At 44.8% G+C, this 26,157-nt stretch carries 24 protein-coding genes; 4 read left to right on the top strand and 20 right to left on the bottom strand.

Going from position 1 to position 26,157, the window contains the following annotated elements:
- Positions 1-61: 61 nt before the first annotated feature.
- From AC23P2_RS12435 to mnmC2, 3 genes are read left to right on the top strand one after another with little or no spacing between them, the layout of a single operon-like run.
- Positions 62-298 (top strand): UPF0175 family protein, encoded by a 237-nt coding sequence (locus AC23P2_RS12435; RefSeq protein ID WP_487773494.1) that lies wholly within the window; start codon positions 62-64, stop codon positions 296-298.
- Entirely contained in the window at positions 298-774 is a 477-nt protein-coding gene (locus AC23P2_RS12430) for a PIN domain-containing protein (protein WP_487773493.1), read from the top strand. The genes AC23P2_RS12435 and AC23P2_RS12430 overlap by 1 nt, the downstream gene beginning before the upstream one ends.
- 4 nt (positions 775-778) lie before the next feature.
- A complete protein-coding gene (gene mnmC2 / locus AC23P2_RS12425; RefSeq protein WP_487773492.1) occupies positions 779-1,450 on the top strand; it encodes a tRNA (5-methylaminomethyl-2-thiouridine)(34)-methyltransferase MnmC2 in 672 nt (223 codons plus the stop codon).
- Positions 1,451-1,503: 53 nt separating this feature from the next.
- On the opposite strand, the gene AC23P2_RS12420 is transcribed toward mnmC2, so the two are convergent.
- The 19 genes from AC23P2_RS12420 to AC23P2_RS12330 form a co-directional block, all read right to left on the bottom strand.
- On the bottom strand, positions 1,504-2,712 hold the full coding sequence (locus tag AC23P2_RS12420) for an NAD(P)/FAD-dependent oxidoreductase (protein ID WP_487773491.1): 1,209 nt from the start codon (positions 2,710-2,712) through the stop codon (positions 1,504-1,506).
- Between the two features lie 154 nt (positions 2,713-2,866).
- On the bottom strand, positions 2,867-3,265 hold the full coding sequence (locus AC23P2_RS12415) for a DUF983 domain-containing protein (protein ID WP_487773490.1): 399 nt from the start codon (positions 3,263-3,265) through the stop codon (positions 2,867-2,869).
- Positions 3,266-3,364: 99 nt separating this feature from the next.
- A complete protein-coding gene (locus AC23P2_RS12410; protein ID WP_487773489.1) occupies positions 3,365-3,868 on the bottom strand; it encodes a DUF6691 family protein in 504 nt (167 codons plus the stop codon).
- Positions 3,869-3,886: 18 nt separating this feature from the next.
- Entirely contained in the window at positions 3,887-4,459 is a 573-nt protein-coding gene (locus AC23P2_RS12405; RefSeq protein ID WP_487773488.1) for a YeeE/YedE family protein, read from the bottom strand.
- Positions 4,460-4,502: 43 nt separating this feature from the next.
- Positions 4,503-5,918 carry an OprD family outer membrane porin gene (locus AC23P2_RS12400; RefSeq protein ID WP_487773487.1) on the bottom strand — a complete coding sequence of 472 codons (1,416 nt, stop codon included), beginning with the start codon at positions 5,916-5,918 and terminating at the stop codon, positions 4,503-4,505.
- A 69-nt stretch (positions 5,919-5,987) separates the two neighbouring features.
- Positions 5,988-7,649, bottom strand: a complete 1,662-nt coding sequence (locus tag AC23P2_RS12395) for a bifunctional metallophosphatase/5'-nucleotidase (RefSeq protein ID WP_487773486.1) — start codon at positions 7,647-7,649, stop codon at positions 5,988-5,990.
- 10 nt (positions 7,650-7,659) lie between these two features.
- Entirely contained in the window at positions 7,660-8,088 is a 429-nt protein-coding gene (locus AC23P2_RS12390; protein ID WP_487773485.1) for a GxxExxY protein, read from the bottom strand.
- Positions 8,089-8,184: 96 nt separating this feature from the next.
- A complete protein-coding gene (locus AC23P2_RS12385) occupies positions 8,185-9,231 on the bottom strand; it encodes a c-type cytochrome (protein WP_487773484.1) in 1,047 nt (348 codons plus the stop codon).
- A 140-nt stretch (positions 9,232-9,371) separates the two neighbouring features.
- On the bottom strand, positions 9,372-11,051 hold the full coding sequence (locus AC23P2_RS12380; protein ID WP_487773483.1) for a RagB/SusD family nutrient uptake outer membrane protein: 1,680 nt from the start codon (positions 11,049-11,051) through the stop codon (positions 9,372-9,374).
- Between the two features lie 4 nt (positions 11,052-11,055).
- The gene (locus AC23P2_RS12375; RefSeq protein WP_487773754.1) at positions 11,056-14,016 is read right to left on the bottom strand and encodes a SusC/RagA family TonB-linked outer membrane protein; all 2,961 of its coding nucleotides are present in this window, start codon (positions 14,014-14,016) and stop codon (positions 11,056-11,058) included.
- 501 nt (positions 14,017-14,517) lie between these two features.
- Positions 14,518-15,936, bottom strand: coding sequence for an MBL fold metallo-hydrolase (locus tag AC23P2_RS12370; RefSeq protein WP_487773482.1), 1,419 nt, complete (start codon positions 15,934-15,936; stop codon positions 14,518-14,520).
- Between the two features lie 86 nt (positions 15,937-16,022).
- Entirely contained in the window at positions 16,023-16,829 is an 807-nt protein-coding gene (locus AC23P2_RS12365) for a sulfite exporter TauE/SafE family protein (protein ID WP_487773481.1), read from the bottom strand.
- Positions 16,830-16,915: 86 nt separating this feature from the next.
- The gene (locus AC23P2_RS12360; protein WP_487773480.1) at positions 16,916-17,551 is read right to left on the bottom strand and encodes a Crp/Fnr family transcriptional regulator; all 636 of its coding nucleotides are present in this window, start codon (positions 17,549-17,551) and stop codon (positions 16,916-16,918) included.
- Positions 17,552-17,729: 178 nt separating this feature from the next.
- Complete coding sequence (locus AC23P2_RS12355; protein ID WP_487773479.1) at positions 17,730-19,391, bottom strand: hypothetical protein; 1,662 nt, start codon at positions 19,389-19,391, stop codon at positions 17,730-17,732.
- 18 nt (positions 19,392-19,409) lie between these two features.
- The gene (locus AC23P2_RS12350; RefSeq protein WP_487773478.1) at positions 19,410-20,639 is read right to left on the bottom strand and encodes a hypothetical protein; all 1,230 of its coding nucleotides are present in this window, start codon (positions 20,637-20,639) and stop codon (positions 19,410-19,412) included.
- 96 nt (positions 20,640-20,735) lie between these two features.
- Positions 20,736-21,515 carry a LytR/AlgR family response regulator transcription factor gene (locus AC23P2_RS12345; protein WP_487773477.1) on the bottom strand — a complete coding sequence of 260 codons (780 nt, stop codon included), beginning with the start codon at positions 21,513-21,515 and terminating at the stop codon, positions 20,736-20,738.
- Between the two features lie 12 nt (positions 21,516-21,527).
- The gene (locus AC23P2_RS12340; RefSeq protein ID WP_487773476.1) at positions 21,528-22,592 is read right to left on the bottom strand and encodes a sensor histidine kinase; all 1,065 of its coding nucleotides are present in this window, start codon (positions 22,590-22,592) and stop codon (positions 21,528-21,530) included.
- A gap of 114 nt (positions 22,593-22,706) precedes the next feature.
- Positions 22,707-22,916, bottom strand: coding sequence for a hypothetical protein (locus AC23P2_RS12335; RefSeq protein ID WP_028525213.1), 210 nt, complete (start codon positions 22,914-22,916; stop codon positions 22,707-22,709).
- Between the two features lie 137 nt (positions 22,917-23,053).
- Entirely contained in the window at positions 23,054-24,103 is a 1,050-nt protein-coding gene (locus AC23P2_RS12330; protein ID WP_487773475.1) for a serine hydrolase domain-containing protein, read from the bottom strand.
- A gap of 147 nt (positions 24,104-24,250) precedes the next feature.
- Here AC23P2_RS12330 and AC23P2_RS12325 point away from each other — a divergent pair, with 147 nt between their 5' ends.
- On the top strand, positions 24,251-25,573 hold the full coding sequence (locus AC23P2_RS12325) for a spinster family MFS transporter (protein WP_487773474.1): 1,323 nt from the start codon (positions 24,251-24,253) through the stop codon (positions 25,571-25,573).
- Here AC23P2_RS12325 and AC23P2_RS12320 read toward each other — a convergent pair.
- Positions 25,570-26,142 carry a DUF6962 family protein gene (locus tag AC23P2_RS12320; protein WP_028525216.1) on the bottom strand — a complete coding sequence of 191 codons (573 nt, stop codon included), beginning with the start codon at positions 26,140-26,142 and terminating at the stop codon, positions 25,570-25,572. The genes AC23P2_RS12325 and AC23P2_RS12320 overlap by 4 nt on opposite strands.
- Positions 26,143-26,157: the final 15 nt, after the last annotated feature.

Below are 26,157 nucleotides of genomic sequence, written 5' to 3'. Positions count from 1 at the left end.
TTGATTTTAATGTATTCGATTTCTGTAAGAAAAGTTTATTTTTGTACAAACAATCACTATTATGACTCTTGTTATTCCTGACGAAATCCTACTAGAAGCACGCTTATCTCCTTCTGAATTAAGGGTAGAATTGGCTGTGTTTCTCTATGAGAAAAAACGGATAAGTATTGGCAAAGCTCGTAAAATGGCTGGTTTGAGTTTGATTGAGTTTCAAAAATCACTTGCCCAACGCAATGTTTATATTCATTACGATTTGGAGGAACTAGAGACTGATTTGAAAAATCTTAGCTTGATGTAATGCTAGTTGTTAGTGATACCTCCCCAATTACCAATCTTATTCAAATTGATTTACTTCCAATTTTGAAAGACATTTATGGAGAAATCATTATTCCTGAGTCGGTTTACCAAGAACTCTGCGAAATTGAAAATCAACAAGCAGTGATTGATCAAATGTCTTGGATTCAAGTAATTACTCCTCACGATTTTAATTTAATCAAACAACTTAAACAGGAACTAGACCAAGGAGAGTCCGAATCTCTTGCACTTGCTATTGAACTAAATGCCGATTTTGTTATTATTGACGAACTTAAAGGGCGTCAAAAAGCACAGGCTATGGGTATCAAAGTCATTGGCCTTTTAGGTACACTTTTAAAAGCGAAACAACTTGGTTTCATTCCTTTCATAAAACCTGTCATTAACCAACTCATTGAAGAGGCAGGCTTTCACATAAACCCTCAACTTAAAGCACATATATTCAATCTGGCTTCAGAGTAACAAAATGCCCACTCAACTTGTCCTTACACGCGACGGCTCGCATACCCTACATAACGAAGCCTTGCAGGTTTATTATCACTCCATCAATGGTGCACTGCAAGAGTCTCTTCATATCTATATCAATTTAGGACTAAAAGAAATCATTCGTCAACGGCGCGAAACCAATTCAGAAGCTCCTATACACCTTTTTGAAATGGGATTTGGCACTGGACTCAACGCTTCACTTACGTGGCTCGAAGCCGACAAAAACCGACTTCCTGTGCATTATGTAACGATTGACGCCTTTCCCATAGCCCCCGAACAAGCTCTTCTGCTCAATTATGATGGCTTACTAAACACCCAGCAGCTCTCCCAATTACACCATGCCCCTTGGGGCGAAACAACCGAGCTCTCACCTTATTTTCGGCTAGAAAAACACCAGATTCCCCTCCAAGAATTTGAAACGTCGCACCAATTTGACGCTATTTATTATGATGCCTTCGCTCCTACAGCCCAGCCTGAGCTTTGGACAGAAGATATTTTTCGGAAGTTGGCAGGATGGCTTAATGTCGGCGGGAATCTAACCACCTATTGTTCAAAAAGTTACATTCAGCGAAACATAAAAGCAGCAAGTTTACGCATTGAAAAACACCCTGGTCCAAAATACAAACGTGAAGTGATTCGAGCGATAAAATAGCCCTAAAACAAAACCTCCCGAAAGTTTTAGAACTTTCGGGAGGTTGGTGTATCTTACGCTTTACCCGTCAGGATTCGATTCCAATACAACCACGGTAACACGTATTTTTTCAGCACCCACATACTCCATCTCGGTACTGTTTGGTCAAAAGGGAAGGTCATTTTGGGGGTATTCGTATAATCAAATTCTGCCAGCATCAGTTTGCCATATTGCGTCGGAATCGGACACGCGCTGTAGCCGTCGTATTGTTCTTTGAGACTTTGCTGTTTGAGGTACGAAAGCAAATTGCTCACTACTACGGGTACTTGCTTACGAATCGCCGCACCCGTTTTACTGCAAGGAGCATTGGTACAATCCCCGCACGCAAAGATGTTGGGAAAGCGGCTATGCTGCATCGTATTTTTATTGATTTCTACGTAACCAAACGGGTTTTGGGGATCGGCAAGTGGGCTATTCTTGATAAAATCGGGGGCCGATTGTGGTGGCACGGTATGGCACAAATCAAACTTTATTTCCTTACGAACCGTTTCGCCATGTTCGTTTTTGGTTTCATAATATAACGTTTGGTTTTCTCCGTCAACCTCCACCGTATTACTCAAAAAATGAGGCTTAATATTATTACGATTTACCACGCCTGTCAGGGTTGCGGCGTACTCTTTAACGGCAAAAATAGCCCCTACGCCCGAAATATAATGGACATCACATTTGTCCAAAATTCCTTTTTTGCGCCAATAATCGCAGGCTAAGTACATGATTTTGTGAGGAGCGCCACCGCACTTAATGGGGCTGGAAGGATTGGTAAAAACGGCCGTTCCCCCCTCGAAATTTTTAATTAACTCCCAAGTATAGGGAGCAGCATCGAACGAGTAGTTACACGAAACGTTGTTCTTCCCGAGGGTATCTTTTAAGCCTTTGATTTTGCCCCAATCCACCTGAATCCCTGGTGCCACAATCAGGGTATCGTAGGTATATTTTGCGCCACTTCGGCAGGTAACTTGGTTTTGTTCGGGTTCAAAGGTTGCTACGGCGTCTTTGAGCCACGTAGTTCCTTTGGGAATAAAATCGGCTTCGTCTTTTTCGGTGTCTTTAATATCAAACTCGCCCGCGCCAACAAGCGTCCATGCGGGTTGATAGTAATGTTTTTCGGAAGGTTCAATGATACCAATTTTCAGCGATGGGTTTTTGATTAACAACTGAGAAGCTGCTGATAATCCTGCATTGCCGCCACCAACGATAAGGGTTTGAAAGTGTGTAGTAGTCATGGGAAAAAGAGGAAGGTTGTTATTGAGCTCAAAAATCGCTTTTTCCCATTCTTTTCTTTGTAACAAATATCACACAAGCAAGAAATTTCATTTATTTTCCAAGAAAAAAACATCCCAAAAGCTTTAAAACTTTCGGGATGTTTGGGTATCGACCCTATTCGGGTTGCGAGCAACCCTCAACACGATGAGGAGATTTGTACTTCACAAAAATATTTATCCAGATGCGCCGCCCTATTCGGAAATACAACGGCATCAACAAAATAAGTCCTGGAATCAAAAAGGCCAAGAGTCGTAGTTCATCTCCGCCGAGGAATACCACGTAGCCCAAAAATGACGTCACGATGGTCGCCACATATAGCCCATAGCTGGTGTACATAGCTCCGAAATAAAAACCTGGTTCGCGCTCAAAATCTTCGTTGCAATGCGAGCAACGTTTGTGCATTTTGTCAAAATTTTTGAGGTCGTAAGCGGTTTTTGTTTCAAAAAAATCCCCTTCGTGGCAGCGTGGGCACTTGTTGAAGAGAATACTGTATAGTTTGGTTCCTTTTAGCATAATTGTACCAATGGTTTTTGGGTATTCCTTAGGGTGTGAGCACCCTAAGGAATCGGGGTATGAGTACCCTGATACACAGATGAGTACCCTGATGCACGTTTAGTTTGGCAATCTGTCTTTTAAAAGCCCGTATGTCCAAGTTCCTGCAATCGCGCTGAGGAGGGTTACAATAACTGCCACATATCCGCTTCCAATTTGGGCAAACAACGGCCCAGGACAAGCTCCTGTGATTCCCCAACCCAATCCAAAAAGAAGGCCGCCGTAAATCTGTCCCCGCATAAACTTCTTAGGGTGAAATTGTACAGTTTCGCCAGAAAGGGTTTTGATGTTGAATTTTTTAATCAAAAAAACCGAAATCATCCCTACCACTACCGCCGAGCCAATCACGCCGTACATTTGAAAACTGTGTAAGCGGAACATCTCTTGAATACGAAACCACGAAATGATTTCGGCTTTGACGAACACAATGCCAAACATCACCCCAACTACCAAATACTTGAGGTTGCCGAGGGTACTTTCGCGCTTCACCATGTCGTTGGGCGCATCGCATACTAAATGTTCTGGAAAAGAAACCGTATTTGTATTTGTTTGATTCGTTGCCATAAGATTCTTCGTTGAAGGTTAAAAAAGTTTGAAAATAACAGGAAGAAGGACTTGCACCATCACAAAACCCCCAATCATAAAACAACAAGTGGCAATCAGCGACGGGAGTTGCAAGGTTGAAAGCCCCATAATTGCGTGCCCTGACGTACAGCCGCCCGCCCAGCGTGTACCAAAACCTACCAAAAAGCCGCCAAAAACGAAGAAAATGAAGCCTTTGAGCGATAAAATATTCTCAAGAGCGAACAAATCGGCGGGCATCAAACCTGCAAAATCACGAATACCAAGTTCTTGCAAAGCCGCAATGGTTTTTTCCGAAATCACAATTTGATTGGGATTTTCGAGAAACTGCGTAGCTAAAAAACCGCCAATCAGCACACCTGCCACGAAGAACAAATTCCAGACTTCTTTTTTCCAATCGTATTTGAAAAAGGAAATATTGGCAGGAAAACAAGCCGCACAGATATGGCGCAACGACGACGAAATCCCGAATGATTTATTGCCAATGAGCAACAATGTCGGTACTGTTAGACCAATCAACGGCCCTGCAACGTACCAAGGCCACGGTTTTTTGATGAGTTCGATTAATTCCATAAGTCAGAGAATGAGTTACGTAGGTGTATAAATGATGATTAGATTAATAATGATAATTGAGAATAAAATTGAAATGAGACATGTTTACTTTGTTGAACACGTAGCGGTCGTTGTCGTAAGTCGCTCCTACATTGTCTTTCCGAACCACCAGAAGTTGTGCATCGAGTCCTTCAAAAAAGCCCTTAAATTGGTAGCTCATGCCTACATTTAGCTGCGTATAAGCTGGTATTCCGTATTTATTCAATAACACATTTTTGACATCGGAAAGTTTATAGTAGCCCCAACTAACCTCCCATTTCAACTGAGTTCGAGGTTTATAAAACGCATTGACCGAAAACGCATTGACGTCCCCCATCCCTTCGTTCCGCTCGCGTGGCATAAAAGTATAAAATGGCTCTCGTCCCCACTCTCTAGGCATCAAATAACGCCCTTCGGCTGTAATGCGCGTCGCGTTTAGGTTGAAGTCATACTTAGGTGAACGATACCCAACTCTTCCCGAAAAAACCGCCGATTTTCCACCTTGAGCATAGTAGGCTTTTAGTGCATCGTGATTTCCTCCGTGGGCTATTGATTGCTGCCGAATTGCCTGCAACCCCGCGACCCAGCCTCGTTTGCTTTTTAGGTTCGATTTCCAATCAAGCTGCAAGAAAGCCGTATTAAACACATTGTCCACATACGTATCCCATACTTGCAAACTCACTGACCCAATCACTTGCGTGATTCCTCCTATTAAAATCCCCTTTGATTCAATATGTCCTGCATACGATGACGGTTTTCCATCCAACCCTACTCCCACGGGGTAAACTCCTATACTTTCTCCGACCCGAAACCATTCAACAGTCGAACGGGGCGAAATTCGGAAGACGTATTCTAACTGAACTTTGGTATTTTTCCATTCATTAAGCTCTAAAACCGCCGCTTCCGTCAGTGTTGGGCGCATCCGTCCGTCTTGAGGATTGATAAAAGGTGTTTTGGGCACTTGACGGCCAACGGTTATTTTCGACTTTTTTCCAAAATGGTATCGAAGATATAATTCTTCCAAACGGTCTAAATCTTCGTGGTCATTGGGTCGGCGAATATCAAATAATCCTACTTCATAACGGTTGCTTTGTCCCGTTTTAGCATCAGGTTTTGATAGGTCAGAGGACATCAGATTGAACATAAAAAAACCGCTAAGTCCTACTTGAAAATGTTTTAAAATACGCGGAGTTTCATATCCAATACCTGCTCCCACCCCCCAAGCATAAAAATCACTCAAGCCACTTGCGTTGTCGGTTCCCATCCAATAAGAGCGAGCATGTCCGTGGAAATTACCTTTGGCAAAAAAATGACTCAGGTCTTGTATAGAGTCGGAAGGCGTCGATTTGTGTTTATACTGTTGGTCGCTGTGTACCTGCGCCACTGCACTACTAACACACCACCAAATACCCATCAACGGAAGTAAAAACGGCACTTTCATACAAATTGCGAGAATTTTATACAAAAGTACTGCCCCCCACGTCCCTAGTCCGTGACAATTGTTACACTCCTACAAAAATTGATAATCGACGCCGTGAACCTGCGATAAAAGCGTTTGGGGGGCGTCTAGCACCTTCGCGGCTTGTCGTAATTTAGGACTAACGGGCGAAAATTCTTTTAAATATTCTTTCATCACACTATGAAGCGTGTACGAAGTGTTGGATGCTTCTTTGACTCCCTTCATCCGACACAACATATCGGCAGGGTCGCCGTCGCGTTCGCAGGCAGCGATGGTATAGGTCTTTTCTAGTTCAAGCGGCTTATCGCCAATCATGACTTTTTTGACCCGTTGCCCCACCCGTTCAAACGCCTTAAACTCCACTTCCATCCCCTTGAAACGCACCACCCAACCGCCAAAACGCTTGGTGGCATCTTGGGCAAAAACGTTTTGAAGTTCTTTTTCAAGCCAATCTACCAATTGTTGACCTGTAGCTTTGCCAACGCGTACCGTCGCATCCACAGGCAGCATGTCGAAGAGGTAGCCCTCTGTAATCGCCACTTTCCCCGAAGCATCTGGTACGCGCGGGGGACAAAATCGAAAACCGTTTGATAACACTACTTCGGTATTTACTTTCCACTTGAGGGCATCCACAATGAGGGTATCAATCGTGTTTTCAACCACCAAGTTTCGGTACAGAGGCTCGGTACTGTAGCCCACTACTTGGTTGATTTGGTCGTGGTATGGCTTTTCTATTTCCTCCACCAGCTTTTTTATTTCGGGCTTAGCGGGGTATTTTTTGGGGTTTACTTCAATCAATTCGTAGTCTTCTCCCATAATTTTTCCGTCTTTCACTTGCAAATCAAGACGCCCCACAAACGACCCAAATGCGCCTGGTTCTACCACTTTGGCGTATTCGCCCTGAATCGGCTTACGGACTCGTTCGTGGGTATCGGCGCCAAAAACATAGTCCACGCCTTTGGCATCGGGGTGGTTAGCCAACGCAATTTGTTGCGATAACCCTATGTGTGCCAACACAATCACAAAATCGCACTGCTCTTGCTGTTTTAGCACTTCCACCCAGTATTTGATGTTGTCTTCAGGTTTGGTGTAGATGATGCCTTTGCTGTAATATGGCGACTGACGGACTGGTACTAGGTGGTCGGTATAGCCTAAGAAACCAATCTTCACGCCCAATTTGTGAATGATATGGTACGGCTGAAAAACCAGTTCTCCTTTTTTCCCTTCGCCTAAGTCATGATACATATTGGTGCAAATCTTGGGAGCCATCAAACCTCCCATTAGCTTTTGCATATTTTGTTTGTAATACACCACTTCCCAATTACCAGGTAAATATAAATCATAGCCCATGGCATTGAGCAGTGGTACAAACGCCTGCCCCGAGGTTTTGACCGACAGCATACTCCCTTGAAACATATCACCCGTGTCCATCACAAAGGTGTTATCAGGGTTTTGTTTACGGATTAGGTCGATGGCCGTGGCAAGATGAGCGTATCCGCCTGCTTTACGGAATGTAAGCTGCTTGTTTTCCCAAAAAAGCTCATCGTGCGCGTGAAGCTGGCAATGAACGTCCGTCGTTTGAAGTAAAGTGATGATACCATTTTGAGTTGGAATGGATGGCGCTTCGTGCTTTGCTTCAGGCAAAACCGTAGAATTTTCTGCCACTAATCCTGCCAATAGGCTTGCTTGAATGAATTGACGTCTTGAGTGCATAGTTGATAGGTTATTGAACACGGATTAAATGGATTGGACACCGATTTTCAGGATTTCTTTGTGTTTTTTTGATTTCATTATCGTACACTTTACGACGTATCTCTGGCTTCTTTCCAAAATTGAGCAACAGCCCAACTTCTATCGCCGTACCACGTAGGTAGTTAAGTAGTTGCGCTTCATGCTCTTCAATGAGACACTCCGCTGCTTTTAGCTCAATAATGACACAATTATTCACAATCAAATCAGGGAAATATTCCCCAATCTCGAAGCCCCTAAACCAAACTTTAACTTTCCTTTGAGCCTCAACCTCAAGCCCTTCTTGTTTAAGTGCTAGGTACATAGCATTTTGGTACACACGTTCCAAAAAACCATAACCTAGTTCATTGTACACTTGATAAAATACTTTAATAATTTTTTGAGATAGCTCTTCGTATTTCATAAAAACAAAATTTTTTTACAAGAAAAATACATGGTATCCGTGTCAAATCCCAAAAATCCGTGTGCCATCACGCTTTCCCTCAAAACCCTACTTTGTTTACGATTTTTTCTTGTACTTTTCCTTCCATTCCTTGATAGGCTTAAATGGCCCGTACTTATGTTGCCGCTCCGAAAATGGATCCGCATAAGGGCCAAAAGGATGATCGAAAGGTTTGCCTGCGATATTAGGCCAGTCTTTACTTAAATCTTTGGAAGGACGAGGCATGGAATTTACAAAGGCAGCCAAATCCCAAGATTCTTCATCTGATAGCTGGGGGCGCTCATAAGTAGCCCCAAAAGGCATGTTATACTTCACGTAGCCTGCAAAATTGGAAAGTCGGTATAACCCCGCGCCGATGTTGTAACTATGGTCGCCCCACAAAGGCGGATACGTGTAGGTTCGGCCATCTTCGGCCAACACTCCTTCGCCGTTGGCTTGGTGACAACTTTGGCATTTTTGCTCATACACAGCTTTTCCCTTGTCGGGGTCAGCCGCCCGCGACAACGATTTGAGTTTATAAATCCCTGAACCTCTGGGAGTATGTTTTTTAGGAACATCACTACCCACCCACTTGATGTACGCCAAAATGGCCTGCATTTCGCGACTGGTAGAGTCAAGGGCTTTCCCGTTAAGGCTACGTTCAAAGCAATCGTTTACTCGTTTTATTTGGTTTTCTACCGTCCCCGAACGTTCGCGGAATTTGGGATAATTGGCTTGTACGGCAAAGTAGTTATTTCCCCAAGGCTGAGTGCCCGCGTTAAGGTGGCAGTTTTGGCAATTCATCCCGTTGGAGCTTGCCCTTACTTTTCCTTTAGGTCCAAAATATTCGGCGGTGTGCGCAATCAGCTCACGGCCATAGTCGATTTTGAGTCGCTGCTCGGGTGTGAGTTTCTCCAAACGCCAATCGGCGGGTTGTGTCCAAAGCGCGTGGAAGTTGGTATCATAAGGAGCAACCGCGACGGTATCGGCCGTTGCGGAGGAAGCAGTATAATTTTTGAGCCAATCTGACGCGCCCAAAATATACGAGCCAATAAGACCTAACGCATATAAAGCGACAACAATAATTAGCACGGTAAGCACGCGCACAACGTTAAGTAATTTCATACGGACGAATGAGGTTGTAATCCAGAACGCTAAATTCTATATAATTTTTTCATTGAAATGTGACATTTGTTACAGTCAACAAAAAAGGTGGCCTCTGCTAGAGAGACCACCTTCTAAAATAGTGATTTACTTGCTATTTATTAGTAGCTATCGTTTTGTTTAAGATAACCTACTAGGTTCGAGGCTCCGTCGATGGCCGTTTGAGGAATCGGGAAAATACGTTTTTTAGGATCGTTGTTGGTCTTTTCAGTCCACGTTCCTTCGTATTTACCGAAGCGAATCATGTCCGTACGGCGTTGGGCTTCCCAATAAAACTCAAACCCACGTTCACGGAAAAGAATATCCAAAGTCATGCTAGTCAAAGCAGGAGCAGGTGTTCCTACTGCCGTACGAGAGGCACGTACCAAGTTGACATCAGCCAAAGCGCCCGCAGCATCATTACTCTTACGAAGTTTGGCTTCGGCACGCATCAAATACGCATCTGCCAAACGGAAAATCACGAGGTCAGCATCGCCAAGGTTACGACCAGAAGATGATTTTTTGCTAAATTCATACTTCAACACGCGATAACCTGTGTTGTAGTCGCTACCTGCTACGGTAAAGTTTACTTGTTCCGTAAAGTTCACGGCCAATGTTGGGCGGTTACGCGTTACGTTGAAAAGTTTTCCTACTCGGTAGTTGTTTCCACAACGGACAAAAGCACCATTGACACGGATTAAACCGTACTGCGTTCCGCGCAAAATTCCACGGTTCATTTCAAACTTATCAGCCGCAATACACGAGTCAGCAGGCATCGTCCAGTTTTGTTTAAAGAAACGAGGGTCAATGCCCGCAGGATCTTTCCCTCCGTTTGCCTGCACCCAAGACTGGTAAAAATCAGGCGTAATAGCGGGACCATCCGTTCCGTTGGCAGCGGGGAACGCTGGCAGCGGGAATTGATCACCCGACAACGAGAAATACGCCATACGGTTGTGGCCGTTGAGTTCAGCGCGCTGTTCACCCACAAAAATTAGCTCTTTGTTGGTATTGTTATTTGAGTTGAAGAGCGAGAAATAATCAGCCGACAAGCTATACTGACCTGAGTTGATGATTTTGTCGGTGTATTCCACCACTTTGTCCATGTCCTCAGGTTTAAACTGGAAGCTGGTAGCGTAGCGATCACGATAGACAGCGGCGTTGAGGTGCAAACGTGCTAACAATCCCCATACAGCACCTTTGGTAAGGCGACCAGGCCCAACGGTTGTCAACAAACTAGGTTCAACGGCCAAAAATTCCGCTTTCAAGTATTCAACCGCTTGCTCGCCGCGCAAAATCACCGAAAGACCATTGGCGTCTTCTTTTGAGAAAACCAAACCAAACAAATCGAGCAACAACAAATTATAGTAAGCACGCATCCCACGGGCTTCGGCGATGTAGGTCTTGGCGTTGGTGTCGTTGATATTTGGCAACGCACTCATGGCCGTCACGGCGCGCGAAATCCCCTGCGTAAGTAACAACCACGTGTTACGTAAGTTAGGATCGGTACTTGTATGTGTGTGTTGGTGCATGGCCAAATAAATCCCGTTGTCACCCCAGTCGGTACCACCTCGGTAAGGCAAGATAGCTTCGTCTGAAGAAATCTCTTGGATGGCGAAGTAGTTGGTATGCAAGAAAATATTGGGCAACTGTGCATACACAGGAGCAAGGCTACCGTCGGCCGCTTGCTTATCGGTCAGGCCCGTTGCCGATGATTCATCCAATACATTTTCAACCAAATCAGTACAGCTGTTGAGGGTTAAAAGTGCACAAGAAATGAAGGATATGATGAGTGTTTTTTTCATGGTCTTAGAATGTTAAATTCAGGCTAAAAATAAACGAACGGGCTTTTGGATAGCTCAAATAGTCAATACCAAACGACGAAATACCATTTACCGTCCGATCAGTATTTACTTCTGGGTCGTAGCCATTGTATTTCGTAATGAGCCACAAGTTCTGACCAGTAATTGAGAATCTCGCCGCAGAAATCCAGTTGTTGATGCCGATTTTCTTGGTGTCGAGGTTATAGCCCAACGTCAAGTTGTTAAGACGGAAAAACGAGCCATCTTTCAAAAAGCGTGTCGAAACTGGCGCGGCGTTGTTGATAGATTCGTTGGGTTCACCCGCCGATTCTGCAATACCGTTCAAGTTTTTAACCAAACGTGCTTTGTAGAAATAGGCGTTTGCTGTGTTGTCGTAGATTTTATTACCCGACACCCCGTTAAAGTTTGCCCCTAAATCAAAGCCTTTGTAAGCGATACTGGCGTTGATGTTAAACTGACGCGTTGGCAATGCGCTACCCGCTGCGATACGGTCTTTGTCGGTACCACCTGTTCCGTCACCGTCGATGTCAGCGTATTTGCTCACGCCTTTATCATCAATTCCGATGTACTGACGCAAGTAGAATGTACCGATAGGCTGTCCATTTACATAACCGTTCACGGTAGCAGATGTCAAACCTGGCCCTGTTGCCGAGCCCGAAGTAATCACGGTGTAAGGCGAGTTGTTTACTACGTTTTTGATAAAGGTGATGTTACCACCAATGTCGAAACGCAAACCACTTTGGGCAATGTGGCGATAGTTAACATCCAATTCCACCCCTTGGTTGGTGATGGTCATGTCAGGAACGTTTGTCCAGTAAGTCGAAGCAGGCTGAATAGGGTCAGCAGGGATTACTTCTAACAAAATTTTGCTTGATACCTTACGGAAATAGTCAACCGAACCCGTCAATGCACCTTTGAACAACCCAAAATCAAGTCCCAAGTCCATTTGCGATGACACTTCCCACTGAATATCTGGATTGGCTAGGCGCACGAAGGTTGTTCCTGCTGGATAGCTCGTTGAAGCATCCAACGGATAACTTGTTGTAGCCGAAGCACTTGAAGTAAAGAGCGCTTGGGTAATTTTCGACGGAATCTCTTGATTACCCGTTTGTCCCCAACCTGCACGAAGTTTCAAATCCGTGAAAGGGCTTGATTGCATAAACGACTCTTCTGACAAACGCCATCCTGCTGAGAACGACGGGAATATCCCGTATTTGTTATTGGCACCAAATTTACTTGAACCATCGGCACGCACGGTGGCAGTAAACAAGTAGCGATCTTTGAAGGTATAATTCAAACGAGAGAAAAACGACTGCAACTCATTGATGACCGCAAAACCGCCTGGGCGGTTGGTCGCCAGCGTAAGTTCTTGACCTAAGCTTGGGTTATTGGCTGGTTCAATCGGAGAAACTGCAAATTTGTTAATGCTCCAGTTGCGGCCTGCCAACGTAAATTTCTGGTAAGAGTGCCCCGCCAAGGCATTGATGCTGTGGTCGCCGAAGCTTTCATTAAATGTGAAATAGTTCTCGACCAATACGTTGCGGTTGTCCAAGTAAGTTGCTTCCAAACGGCCATCTTGCTGCGGCACTGTGCTTGGGAACACCTGTACGTCACGCGTAGAGCTTGAGTTGTCCACCCCAAGGTTTAGTTTGTAAGTCAAGTTTTTCAAGATTTTGAACGAAGGCGAGATACTTCCTACGATACGATTAATGGTCGTGATGTCTTTGTTCAAATCAAGTGCCAATACGGGGTTAGTGAATGCCTGATAACGCGCCAATTGACCGTTGGCATCCCGTACAGGATAGGTCGGATTGGCCGAAAGAGCCGAACCAAGTACCGCTTCCACTGGAGGACGGTTGTTGATGGTCTGGCTTGCAGTCAAGTTCATATCCACCACCAAGCGCCCGTCCATCATTTTCTGTGAAGCATTAAAACGGCCTGTGTAACGCTTGAGTGAGCTATTTTTCATCACCCCTTCTTGGTTTTGAGCACCCACAGAACCATAGTAAGTGAGTTTGTCGGTACCGCCACCAAACGACAAGTTGTGGTCTTGGGTAATGGCCTGGCGCGTAATTTCTTTTTGCCAATCAGTATTTGCCTTGAGGTCATCGAGCGTACCGCCCACAGCCACTACTTGCTTGCGGAATTCATCGGCAGTAAACAAAGGCAAAGCTCTTGCGACATTAGACACCCCGATGTTTGACGAAACCGAAATGTTGGCCGTTCCTGCTTTCCCTTTTTTGGTAGTAATCAACACCACCCCGTTGGCACCACGCGCACCATAAATGGCCGTTGCTGATGCGTCTTTCAAAACGTCAATGGCTTCGATGTCTTGCGGGTTAAGGAAGTTCATGGGGTTGGTTGCTCCACCCGTGCTTGAGTTGTCGAGCGGGATACCATCCAATACAAACAAAGGCGTACTTCCCGTACGAACTCCACCAGGGCCACGAATGGTAATCGACTGACGACCACCTGGTTCGCCACTTGCCGAAGTAACGTTCACCCCTGCTACTCGACCTTGAAGAAGTTGCTCAGGAGAGTTGACAATACCACGGTTGAAGTCAGTGCTTTTGAGGGTTTTAAGCGCCCCCGTTGCGTCTTTTTTGGTGGTAGTTCCGTACCCAATTACCACGACTTGCGAAAGTTCCGACGCCGACGATTTGAGGGCTACCTCTACGTTGGTACGACTTCCTACGGTAATTTCTTGTTTTTCATAGCCAATAAATCCAATGACAAGCACTGCTTTCTCGTCCGAGACTACAATGCTAAAATTTCCGTTTGCGTCGGTATTGGTTCCTTTTTGAGTACCTTTTACCACCACGTTACATCCCACAAGCGGCTCTTTAGTGTCCGCATCCATCACACGGCCTTTGACAGTAATGTCTGCCACGGAGCGCGGTGCTGCTACGGGCATGTTGGCCTGCACATTGGTAGAAAAAAGCCCCATACATCCTAGCATAAGAATGCAGAACAGGAGCTTTAAAGGAGGAGAATCGAAAAAGTGTTGCATAAAAAAAGGGTTGTTTGAAGTGTTGAATAAGATAAAATAAAAACTTCGCCCATTTGAGGCCGCAAAAGTGGGCAATATTACCCACTGAGACTATCCTTGAGATGTTATGAAATCTTTAAATTATGGTTTATGGATGACAACTGGCTCAATGTCAACCCATGCCAATACGGGCATGGCGAAGTGCGTTCAAAGTAGGTAATCACAGGGTCGTTTTTGGTTAAATCAGGCACAATGATATAATAATATTTTTTATACGAAAAGCAACATCGTCTTATCTCAAGATGCAAACGTTTGCAATTTTTATTCTTTGACAAATTGGCATACAGTACCTAAAGCACAAAACCCCAGTACTACTGCCCATGCGGCTAGTAATACTGGGGAGTAACTAATTGTTCCCTAAAACCTTACTTTCTAGCTATTCTTTATCCCTTTATATTTCTACGACTTCTTCAAAGTACTTGGGCACACGTAATCAGTCAACGTAAAACGACCCGATTTTGAAATCGCTGCGAAACCGCCAGCAATGTCAATAAGGTTGTCATACCCACGCGATTTGAGAATCGACGAGGCAATCATCGAACGATACCCACCCGCACAGTGAATGTACATAGTTTGCTCTTTGGGAAATTCCGCCATCAACTCACTGATGTAGTCCAGCGGTAGGCTTTTAGCGCCATCAATGTGCTCTGCCGAAAACTCGCTTGGGCGACGAACGTCAATGACCAACACTTTTTCCTCCGCCATTTTATCCGCAAGTTCATCGGGCGTAATCGACGTTATCGTGTCCACTTCTTGTCCAGAAGCCACCCACGTTTCGATGCCTCCTTCGAGATAACCAATCACGTTGTCGTAGCCAACCCGTGCCAAACGCAAAATGGCTTCCTCTTCTTGGCCTATTTCGGTTACTAGCAAAATTTCCTGCTTCACATCGGGCACCAATGCCCCCACCCACGGAGCAAAATCACCTTTAAGGCCAATATTAATAGCATTTGGAATAAACCCTTTGTTGAACACTTGGGCGCCGCGTGTATCGAGAATCACCGCTCCCGTTTCGTTGGCGGCAGCTTCAAACGCCGCTGCACTCAATGCCTGCGCACCACGCTCCATCACGACGTCGATACTTTCGTAGCCTTCCTTGTTCATCTTCACGTTTTGAGGGAAGTATTGAGGTGGTTTTGCCAAACCGTTTGTTACTTCCGCAATAAACTCCTCTTTCGTCATATTAGCCCGAAGTGCGTAATTAAACTTCTTCTGGTTTCCTAGCAGGTCGGTTGTTTCCTTGCTCATGTTTTTACCGCAAGCTGAGCCTGCACCGTGCGCTGGATAAACCACCACGTCGTCGGGCAAGGTCATTACTTTGTTCCGAAGCGAATCGTACAAATGACCTGCTAAATCGTTGATGGTCAAATCTGATTTTTGTGCTAAATCAGGACGACCTACATCCCCAATGAAAAGGGTATCTCCGCTGAACAACGCTTTTTCTTGGCCATTTTCATCAATCAACAAATAACAAGTTGACTCCATGGTATGACCAGGGGTATGCAACACTTTAAACTTCACGTTTCCCAGTGGAAACTCTTCGCCATCGGTAGCAATGTGCGCATCAAAACCTGTTTTGGCATTGGGGCCATAGACGATTGGCGCTCCCGTTTTTTTCGACAAATCCAAGTGGCCAGACACAAAATCAGCGTGAAAGTGAGTCTCGAAAACATATTTAATGGTTGCGCCGTCTTTGGCTGCACGTTCAATATACGGCGTCACTTCGCGAAGTGGGTCAATTACGGCTACTTCGCCTTCACTTTCAATGTAATAAGCTCCTTGGGCTAAACAACCCGTATAAATTTGTTCGATTTTCATGCGCTTCTGAGAATGTTATTGTTTGTGATGTAAAATTCCAACTTTTATTCGTCTCGTACCGTGACATTGGTCACACAAGTGTTTTTTTAACTGAACATGAGTTCTTTAGCAATGATATACATACCCATTACCAATACAAACCATCCAAAGGACTTTTTAAGTTTCTCGCCAGGAATGTATTTTGACATATAAGTCCCGACAAAGATTCCTACCACCGACAAGGCGGTAAATTCGAGCAAAAAGGGCCAATCAACTTGCATATTGGACATATCACCCACAAAACCAATGAGTGATTTGGCGGCGATGATAAGCAGAGACGTCCCTACGGCCATTTTCATCGGTAAGCGTGCCAATAACACCAAAGCAGGAATAATCAAAAAGCCTCCTCCAGCACCTACGATTCCTGTTAATATCCCCACCACACCGCCTTCGAGGGCAATCAAGGGGTAATTAAATTTCAGTTCTTCCGAATCATTTCCTTTGGCCTCTTTTTTATCTTTAATCATCGAATAAGAAGCACCCAACATCACAAGGGCAAAAAAGACCATGATGGCAATGTTTTTGGTCACTTCAAAGCCGCCTACCGTAAACAATGAGCTTGGAATCGAAGGCACCAAATACTTCCGCGTAAGATAGACCGCAATGAACGATGGAATCGCAAAAACAATCGCCGCTTGGTAATTAACCAACTCCTTACGCATGTAGGTAAACGAACCAACCAAAGACGTAGAACCCACAATAAACAGCGAATAGGCCGTTGAGGTAACTGGGTTAAGATGAAGAAGATACACTAAAACAGGCAGCGTCAGAATACTACCGCCACCGCCAATAAGCCCGAGGCTAACGCCAATCAAAATAGAGGCTCCAAAACCGAAAATTTCTAACGTGCTCATACGCTTGCAGAAGGATTGAATGATGCTGCAAAAGTAGAGCGACGCTTACGGGCAGTAAGTGATAATTATCACAGAGCCTCTTTTTTTTACATTAATTCAATTTTATTGCGTGAAAGCTTTACTCGTCCTAGTTTTTCGAGTTGTTTGAGCAAACGCGAAATCACCTCGCGCGACGTGGCCAATTCGCCCGCGATTTCTTCGTGCGTTACCGTAAATACGCTACATCCGCATTGTTTTGATTTGCGTTGCAACAAGCTCAAAAGGCGTTCATCAAGTTTTCGGAAGGCAATTTGGTCGATAGCTCCCAACAAATCATCGAATCGTTTTTGATAAGTGGCAAACACAAATTGTTTCCACGAGGAATACTTCGACACCCATTCTTCGACTTTCTCGACGGGCACAGAAATCAGTTTTGTTTTTTCTTCCGCTATGGCTGTAATTTCACTTTTACGACGGTTTAAACAACAAGTTAATGACATTGCACACGAATCCATCCCTCCTAAATAGTACAGCAAAGCCTCTCGACCATCGGTGTCGGAGCGCAAGATTTTGATAGAGCCGCTCAAAATAATGGGTACACTACGAATATAAGCTCCTGGGCGCATCAGTACGTGCCCTTCTTCAATTTCCATGTAGGTACCTATTTGCGCTAATTCTTTAAGCAAGTTTAGCTCAAACAAACCATTAAAACGTGAGTGAAGAAATTCTATGTCTATTTCCATGAAGTTTGCGATTGGGGTATTTTTTATCAATAACGCCGTTCGCAAAATAATTAACTTTTTTTGATTTGAGTTCCAAAGACAGCCTTAAAGCGTCCGATTTTCTTTTCCGACTACTCGTCTCGGTCTGACTATCGTCTGACCGAGACGAGGTCAGACGATAGTCAGACCGCCCCACTCACTACATCGCAGGAGCTTTCACAACGGCATCAAAAATCCCTGTCAAAACCTGCCCATTTCGCTTAATTTGCAAGAAAATACGGTATTGTCCTTCTTTGGGAAAAGCATACGGAAACAGGATTCGGTTTTCGTGTTTCATGCTGCCCATGGCGTGCGAGTTCATGCCCGTCATGGTTTGCATCAACAATCGGTCACGCTCCGAAGGTGTCATTGCCTTCAGACTTGCCACGTAGCGGTCAATGCTATCTCGGAATATCTTGGGAGAAGTTGTCAGGCGATAAATTTTGGTGGTATCCGCAATTCGGCTCTGCATACTTTGTTGGGCGGCCATCGAATACGTCCCCACAGGATGCAAATGGATATACACTTTACCGTCCGATTTCACGATAGCCGCGTGACCGTTCATGCCCAAATACGGCTCTAAAACCGCAGGTTTTCCGCTAGGGTCAAACACTTCAAATGCCAGTTGGTAGGGTTTTCCTGCTTCAAACGCGACGTTCGATTTGCCCTCCCAAACGACCGTAGAGCCATCTTTTAGCTTGGTGCTTGTTCCAGGTTTTCCGCATATCACCACGTTTTCATCCACAGGAATCCGCTTGGGATTGTTCAGCGGATCCGACACCACATAAGTATCTTCGGGGTCTGTTTTGGGAAAAATGTTTCCTTGTATGGCAGGAATTTCGACTGTATCGGTGATGGTTTCCGTAAATCCCGAGCGTTGCACAATATCAGCATAGACGAGATACTTACCTGCGGGGAGTTTTGGCAAATACGCCTCAAACGTAGCAGTATCTCGTCGCTCGGGATGAAGATGGGCAAAGCCATCTAACGTGTGTTGACGTACCAAAAACAAATGCATCAATTTCCCGTGATCGGGTATCAAAAAACTCAGCGTATTTCGCTGCCTTGTTTTGAGAAGGTGTGTCGTATCTATCTTGAGTTGAAAAAGGCGTTCACTGCTTTGGTTAATTACTCCTGCTTTTCCTTCTAAGGGTTTGTATAAGTGCTGTTTATAGTCATCAGCCCAGCTACTCCACCAGCTACTTCCGCCGTACAAAATGAGCGTACACGCCACCACCGCAACCCCCATATTCACTAAGCGAGCGCGTTTTTGCTTAGTCGTCAACGACTCTCCTGCTTTCAATAACCCATCGCTGGCACTGGCACCAATGGTTGTTACTAGCAATACCACCAATAACAATCCCAACACACTCAACAGCACCCCCAAACCCGCAGGCATTTTGCGTTGGGCGGTGGAAATAGCCGCAATCGGCACCACCAATTCGCTTTTTCCTTTATCGCCTTCGATGGTGATTTGGACACTTGATGCACCTCCTGCCATTAACCATACAACACCCTGAAATTGACCAACTTGACCAACAACAGGCAAAAGTTCATCGGCCGAAGGAGCGCCTTCATCTCCCGTTCGGAAATAAATCGGGCGCGCCATTACTTTTTTGGCATTTCCTTCCTCGACATATACCGTCACGTTCGCCGTTCCTGGAATCACATCGGGTGGCATCAAACTCACCAGCACCCGATACCCGCCTGCTTGTCCTTGGTACAACACGCCCGAACTGCCTACGTGAGCATGTAATCGCAGCACAAGGCATACACTTAGACTGAGGAGAAAAGCGATTTTTTTATACTTAACTAACTGCATGATTGTTTCCTCCTCTGGTTATCGTTGAATAGTTCGCATCCATTTCCCCCACGCCAAGCCAATCCGAGACGATACGTAGCCGAAGCCCAGCGCATATACCATTCCCAGCGCAAACTGTGAAGTTGTTTGCAACGTCCAAGGGGCAAATTTGTAGCGGTATTCCCAGTTGGGGTCGTTGCCAAAATAATAATAGTGTGTTCCAAAAATCCAGTTACGAGAATAGGGAGACTCGCGCAAAAAACTCCCAAAAGGCCATTGTACCAACAACAAAACAAGTACAAAGGCCAAACTCATGAGGGCGGCCAACTTCCAATCTTTTAGGTACGCAAAGCGGTGCATTAGCCAGTCCATCGCTAAAGCAGGCAGTAACAACAAAATCGGGAAGGCGAATCCTTGGTAATGATCAAAGTGATTCCAAATGGGGCCTAATTTAGGTTCAGCAGGAAACAATGGAATAATCCAGAGTGTCAAACACATCAAAGCAGTATAAACGGCCGTCACAGAAGTTATTGCCCAACGTCCGCCATTGCCGCGCCCCATTGCCAACAAAAAGATAGGAAACGCCATAGCCGACAATTTGTAAAAACTCGCGTTGTGCATTTCCCAGCTGCCAAGTTCTTCCGACAACAAGGTGTACCACATTGTCATCAAAAAACCACCCGATAACGCAAACATCAGGTTGAGGCGTTTGAGCCGACGTTGTGAAAAATCCGTGTCTATTTTCGCGGTTTTCATTTGATTTTTAACCGACATCACGCTCACAATTGCCCCAAATTGAACCCCAATAATTCCCAAAGCCAATACTGTATGCGGTGGGGACAGAATCTGAACATCAAGGCCGTAGGTACTGTGCCACCAATCGTCGAAAGGAGCCGATGTAAGCATCATCATAGCCCCCCAAATGCAAAACAATGCCCCCAATGAGCTGTAGAAAAAGCCCCAAATTTTGACGCTTTTGGCTTTTTCGGCCGCATTTCCTTTAAAAGTAGTGTATAGAACTTGGTAGCCAGAGAACAAGCCCGAAACCACCGCTCCCACGTAAATAACCACGTGCGGAGGCGATAGCAGTCCATCGCGGCCAATGCTCATGTGCCAACAAATGTCCCAAATAAGCCCCGTAATCACACAGAGCGACGAGAACACTACGGCATATAAATAAGGTGGAATGTCAAGAAAAAAATCTCGGCTCGAAGCAGAAGATTCATAACGGGAAGATTCGCCTACGGCAGGCGACAAAGAACTCTCCATAACTGCAAGGGTTGTTGTTGGGTTTTATTGATGAATACTGGCACTAAATAAAATTAGGCCATGAAACTACGAAAAACCTACGACAACTCTGTACGGTTATTCCCCCATCCAAAGACGAAATTCTCCCGATTTATCTCGGCTGATAAACACTTCTTCGGGAGTAGCAGGTTTTAAGTCAAGTTTTAGGCGGCTATTAAAATGTAGGTGTACTTTATCCACGGCTTTGGCACAAAGAATTATTTGGCGGTTGGCACGAAAAAAACAACTAGGATTGAGGATACACTCTAATTCATCCAAAGTATAATCAATCACGTACGAACGTTCGTCCCAAGTTTTAACAAATGTCAGCCGTTCTTGGCTATAAAAATAGGCAATGTCTTCGACCGCAATGGGAACCAAACGAGAGCCTTGTTTCAACAAAAAACGTTCGCGATAGTCGGTTTGAGGAGGCTTTGTTTGTTTAATCGCGTTCACTAGCTCATTGATGCTCAACGAATTATCAGACGTAGTTCCGTAGAGTTTTTTTAGCTCCTTAAATTTCTGCAAACTGCGTTGAAGGGCTTTTTCATCAATGGGTTTGAGCAGGTAATCAATGCTATTGACCCGAAATGCCTGAATCGCGTATTCGTTGTAGGCTGTCGTAAAAATGACGGGACTTTTCACCTCTATCTGGTTGAAAATCTCAAAACTTTGCCCATCTACCAGTTCAATGTCCATCAACAACAAGTCGGGACTTTCGTTGGCCTGCAACCACGCCACCGATGCCTCGACACTATCAAGCAAGGTCACAACTTCGATACTTTCGTCGCATTCTTGTACCATGGCTTTCAGTTGTCGAGCCGCCAAGGCTTCGTCTTCAATAATAATTACTTTCATAGTCGGTTACACTCAATAAACGGCCCCCGCTGGCACAGCTACGTCGATGAGGGGGAGTTTCACTTCAAACATATCTTCTTTCTTGTAGATTTGAACCTGAGGTTGGCGCAGGAGACTGTACTTAGAAGTAATGTTTACCAACCCTTTTTGGCTCGATGGCATAGAATTGTTGGGTTTGCACTGCAAGTTATTTTGCACCACCAACTCCCCTATATTATTTGTAAATATCTTGATATGCAATGGCTTAGAAACAGAGACAATATTGTGTTTTACGGCATTTTCAACCAAAAGTTGCAGCGTCAAAGGTGGAATGTGCGCGTAGCGAAAAGCAGGGTCAATATTGACATCCAACGAAATACCGTCTTCAAAACGAGTTTTTAATAACCCAAAATACGCGTGGGTAAATTCCAGCTCTTTTTCGAGCGAAATCAGCTGTTGTTCATTACTTTGTAACAAATACCGATACACCTGCGATAAGTCTCCAATAAACTTCACCGCCGTTTTATTTTCGTTGGACTTCACCAACGCTTGAAGCGTATTGAGGCTATTGAACAAAAAATGTGGTTGCACTTGATTTTTAAGGGAATCAAGCTGCATTTCTAAATTGGCGCGGCTCAATTCTTCGGTTTCTCGCTTGCTAATCAGCCACTCACTGAAGAAATAACGGCTTTCATAGACGGCAAAAATAATGGCTAAATAAAACAGATTAAGCCCCACCATAAAGAGGGTTTCGGAGTGAAACCAATCGAACTTGGGATAATTGCTATAGACAAAATAATCGAAGAAAAGCAAACGCTGAATCACCAAAATAACCACCGCAGGAATGCACAAAAAGCCCAGCGCAATCAGGCGTTGTTTGACTTTTTCTAGCCCTGGATTTCGGTGTCGCACTGCCACAATGAGCCAGCGGCCCATAAACCACGAAAAATAAACCGAAGCAAGGCTCGCCATCAAAAACTTTGCGGCAGTCCAATTGTCTTTACAAAGGGTAGGTAAATTAAAAAAAACCGTCGCCACTGCCCACAATACCAAGGGGCCGAGAAACAAGAGTTTTCTATCGTTTAAGCGGGTTCTCATGCGCGTGAATCAACGGTCATTAACAAAAATAAACACTTGCGTTCGCAAGTCTCATCATTTGCGTACGAAAGTGCTAATTTAGAAACTGAACCGTCGTAAATACTAAACCAATGGTTAGATGATGGGTCGAGTACGGGGACAACGTTCGGGTGTCTTTTTACAACAAACAAAGTCTCCTTCTTTGCATTTAGGCGTTGACGATTTGATAGCCGACTGATGCAAGATTTCTTTGAGCGAAACCGATTCGGAACTAATACTACAGCTACTAATGAAAAGTACGCCGATGAATAGCCAACTTTTTTTCCAAGGTAGTTTTTGAGCCATGGACGTATCGTTTTGGGTTGTAAGAATCTTATATATGAACGTACGCTTTACGCACAAAAGTACATCATTACTTCAATTTAAAATAACAAGCTACTATTTATTGCGCCAGAGAAACAACACCTTTCTGAAGAAATGAATTAGTTGGTTAAATTCACCATGTTTAAAAAATCAAATGAAGTATCATAGACGTTGTGTTTTTTGACAAGCGAAATCAACTCTTTCTCAATACCATGATTATCGGCAATATTAGAAAAATATAAAAACAAATATTTTCGACTAGGAACGATGAGCACACCATTGCTAAAACCACACGTACTTCCTGTATGGTACAAGGCCAAGGCTTCGGTTTTATTTTCCTGAAAAAACCAACCCAACCCATATTGTCCTTGTGATGGGCTTGGCAGCTGGACAGTTACTTTTTTCAATTCTGCTCCCAAAGAAACCAACTTGTTATTTATCAAACTTTTACACCATTTATAATAATCTTCTAGCGAGGTATAAACACAACCATCCCCTTTGGTCGCGCTGGTAATACTCTGGTCAGAAGCGATGAGTTCTCCTTGTTTATTTTTGGCATAACCCATGGCTCGGTGCGGGATACTCGTCCCCGCTTCGTAAACTCGGGTGGAGGACATGCCAAGTGGCTTAAAAATGTGTTTTGTTATAAAATCTACGTACGACATCCCTGACGCTTTTTCGACAATTTGTTCCAACACACAAAAACCCGAATTGCTGTAACGAAACTTTGTCCCAGGGTCAAAATACGTTCGGGTTTCTTTGCCCAACATTGCCACTACTTCGGCATCCAAAATTTGGACAGTACGCTCCTCGGGCAGGCTATTTTCATAATCCCATATCCCCGACGAATGCGTCAGCAAATGCCTTACTTTGATTTTTTTTCCTACAGTTGGCTCAAAATCAGGAAAAAACCGAAGTAAATTATCGTCATAAGAAAGCCGATTTTGCTTGGCCAACAACATGATGCACATGGCCGTAAACTGCTTAGACACCGACGCCATCCGAAAGTTAGACTGTGAACTGAGCGGTTCTTTTGTGTCCACATTGGCCATTCCTACTCCTTTTTTATAAAGCACTTTGCCCTCCTTAACCACCATTACCGCTATACCCGCTTGGTTCTTGTCAAACCGCTGGTGCAAGAGTTGGTCAAGGTCTTTTTCAAGGTTCATTTGGGCGAAAAGTATATTATCTACGAATAACAACAAAAAAAAGAGGATTTTTCGCATTTCTGTGGCCTTTAATAGCTTCCTATTAGTATATTGTGAAAGTACAAAAGTAAGCCGACGCATACTCATCTCCTAAACCTTTCCGACTTCATGAATTCATCTCCCAACCTCCGCTACGCGTGGTACGTAGTAGCGGTGCTCATGCTTGCCTACATTTCGTCGTTTATCGACCGCCAAGTACTCACCTTACTTGTTAAACCCCTCAAACGAGATTTTAACGTTACCGACACCCAAGTAGGACTGCTCATTGGGTTTAGCTTTGCCATTTTTTACACCTTTCTTGGCATTCCCATTGGCCGCATGGCCGACCGAAAAAACCGCAAACGCATTATTGTTTGGGGTATTACTATCTGGAGCATCATGACTGCCCTTTGCGGAGTCACGGGCAGTTACAATCAGCTGTTCGTTGCACGGGTGGGCGTAGGCATCGGCGAAGCTGCCCTTTCTCCCGCCGCTTATTCACTCATTACCGACTTATTTCCGCGCCAAAAACTGGGTACGGCCCTTGGTATCTATAACATCGGTGTTTACTTAGGCTCAGGTTTGTCCATTTTATTGGTAGCCCTCATCCTAAAACTGGTGAGCGTTGAAGGGACTTGGAGCATACCTTTCTTTGGGGATATTTATCCGTGGCAAAGCGTGTTTTTCATTGTGGGTATCCCTGGGCTACTTATTGTTGCCCTTATTGCTTTTACCATCAAAGAACCCGAACGCCAAAACGCTTCCAAAGCCGCCGTTTCAACCCAAGAAGTTAAACGGTATTTTGCCGCCAATCGTCCCGCTATTTTATGTTTGTTTTTCGGCATTGCCTTTATGGCTTTTGGCTCGTACGCTACCACCTCTTGGACACCTACTTTGCTCGTTCGCCACTACGGCCTCACCGAAGCCCAAGCGGGGTTGTTACTTGGTAGTATCGTTACCGTCTTTTCCACGGGAGGCGTTATTGTAGGTGGCCGTTACAGCGACCGACTCACCCAACAAGGCAAGGCCGATGCCAAAATGCGGGTAGGTTTCATCGGGATGTCCATTGGGCTATTTTTAGCGTTGGTTGTCCTTATTTTTTTCACCCTTACGCCTGCTCCCATTCAAGGTTTTGTGGTGTTATTGGCGCTTTGCTGTTTTGCCACCTCCATGCCCTATGGCGCAGCTACGGCGGCGGTTCAGGAAATGATACCTGCGCCTATGCGGGCTACTTTCTCCGCTTTGTTTTTGTTTGTGGTCAATTTACTTGGCTTGGGGGGAGGGCCACTCATGGTCGGGCTTCTCAACGATAAACTATTCCATGACCCCAATCAAGTGCATTTGTCTTTCGCCATCACGTTGGTCATGGCTACTGGACTTTCGTGCTTCCTTTTATATACAGGGCTAAAACCTTTTGTTCAAAGTATCGAAAATGCCAAAGCCGAAGGCTAAACGGCTTTACCAAAACAAACAACCATCGCCGCCAACGCATAGTGATAGACATCCGTGGGATTGAAGGGGAGGTGATTGTTAGCTACTTTTGTTGCTAACCCAATAATCATCACCCCTACCACAATCCAAACCGCTTTTTGGTATTTTTTCATTAGCCCAAAAACAGCGATGAGCATGACCAAAAGCATAGAAAACGCCTGTATAACCGAACCAAACACTTCGTAAGCGGGGTCGAGTAACGTCACAAAAATCAACAACCCCACTCCTACCGAGCTTACCACCACCCACTTCGACATACTTTGGCGCATCACCAACGCCCAAATCGCTACTACCACTGCCACCAACCCCACACTTCCTGCCAAGGTAGAAAGCGAACGATGCGTAGCCGTCAAATCTTTGACGCCCAAATACCTAAAAACACCCGCCGCCGCTGCCAGTGCCGTCGTGACCAAAAAAATGCCCCACAAAATTCGATTATAAAAAGGTTGCCGAGCAAAAAAGCGAAAAAAAGCAACAATACAGACAAGCGCTAAAACGGCGTCGGAAATGGCATTGGAAAGATGTAGCATGAAAAAAGTAAGTTT

It is taken from the genome of Runella sp. R0.1_18 (assembly GCF_057652155.1).
This window is presented reverse-complemented; position numbering and strand designations above follow the sequence as displayed.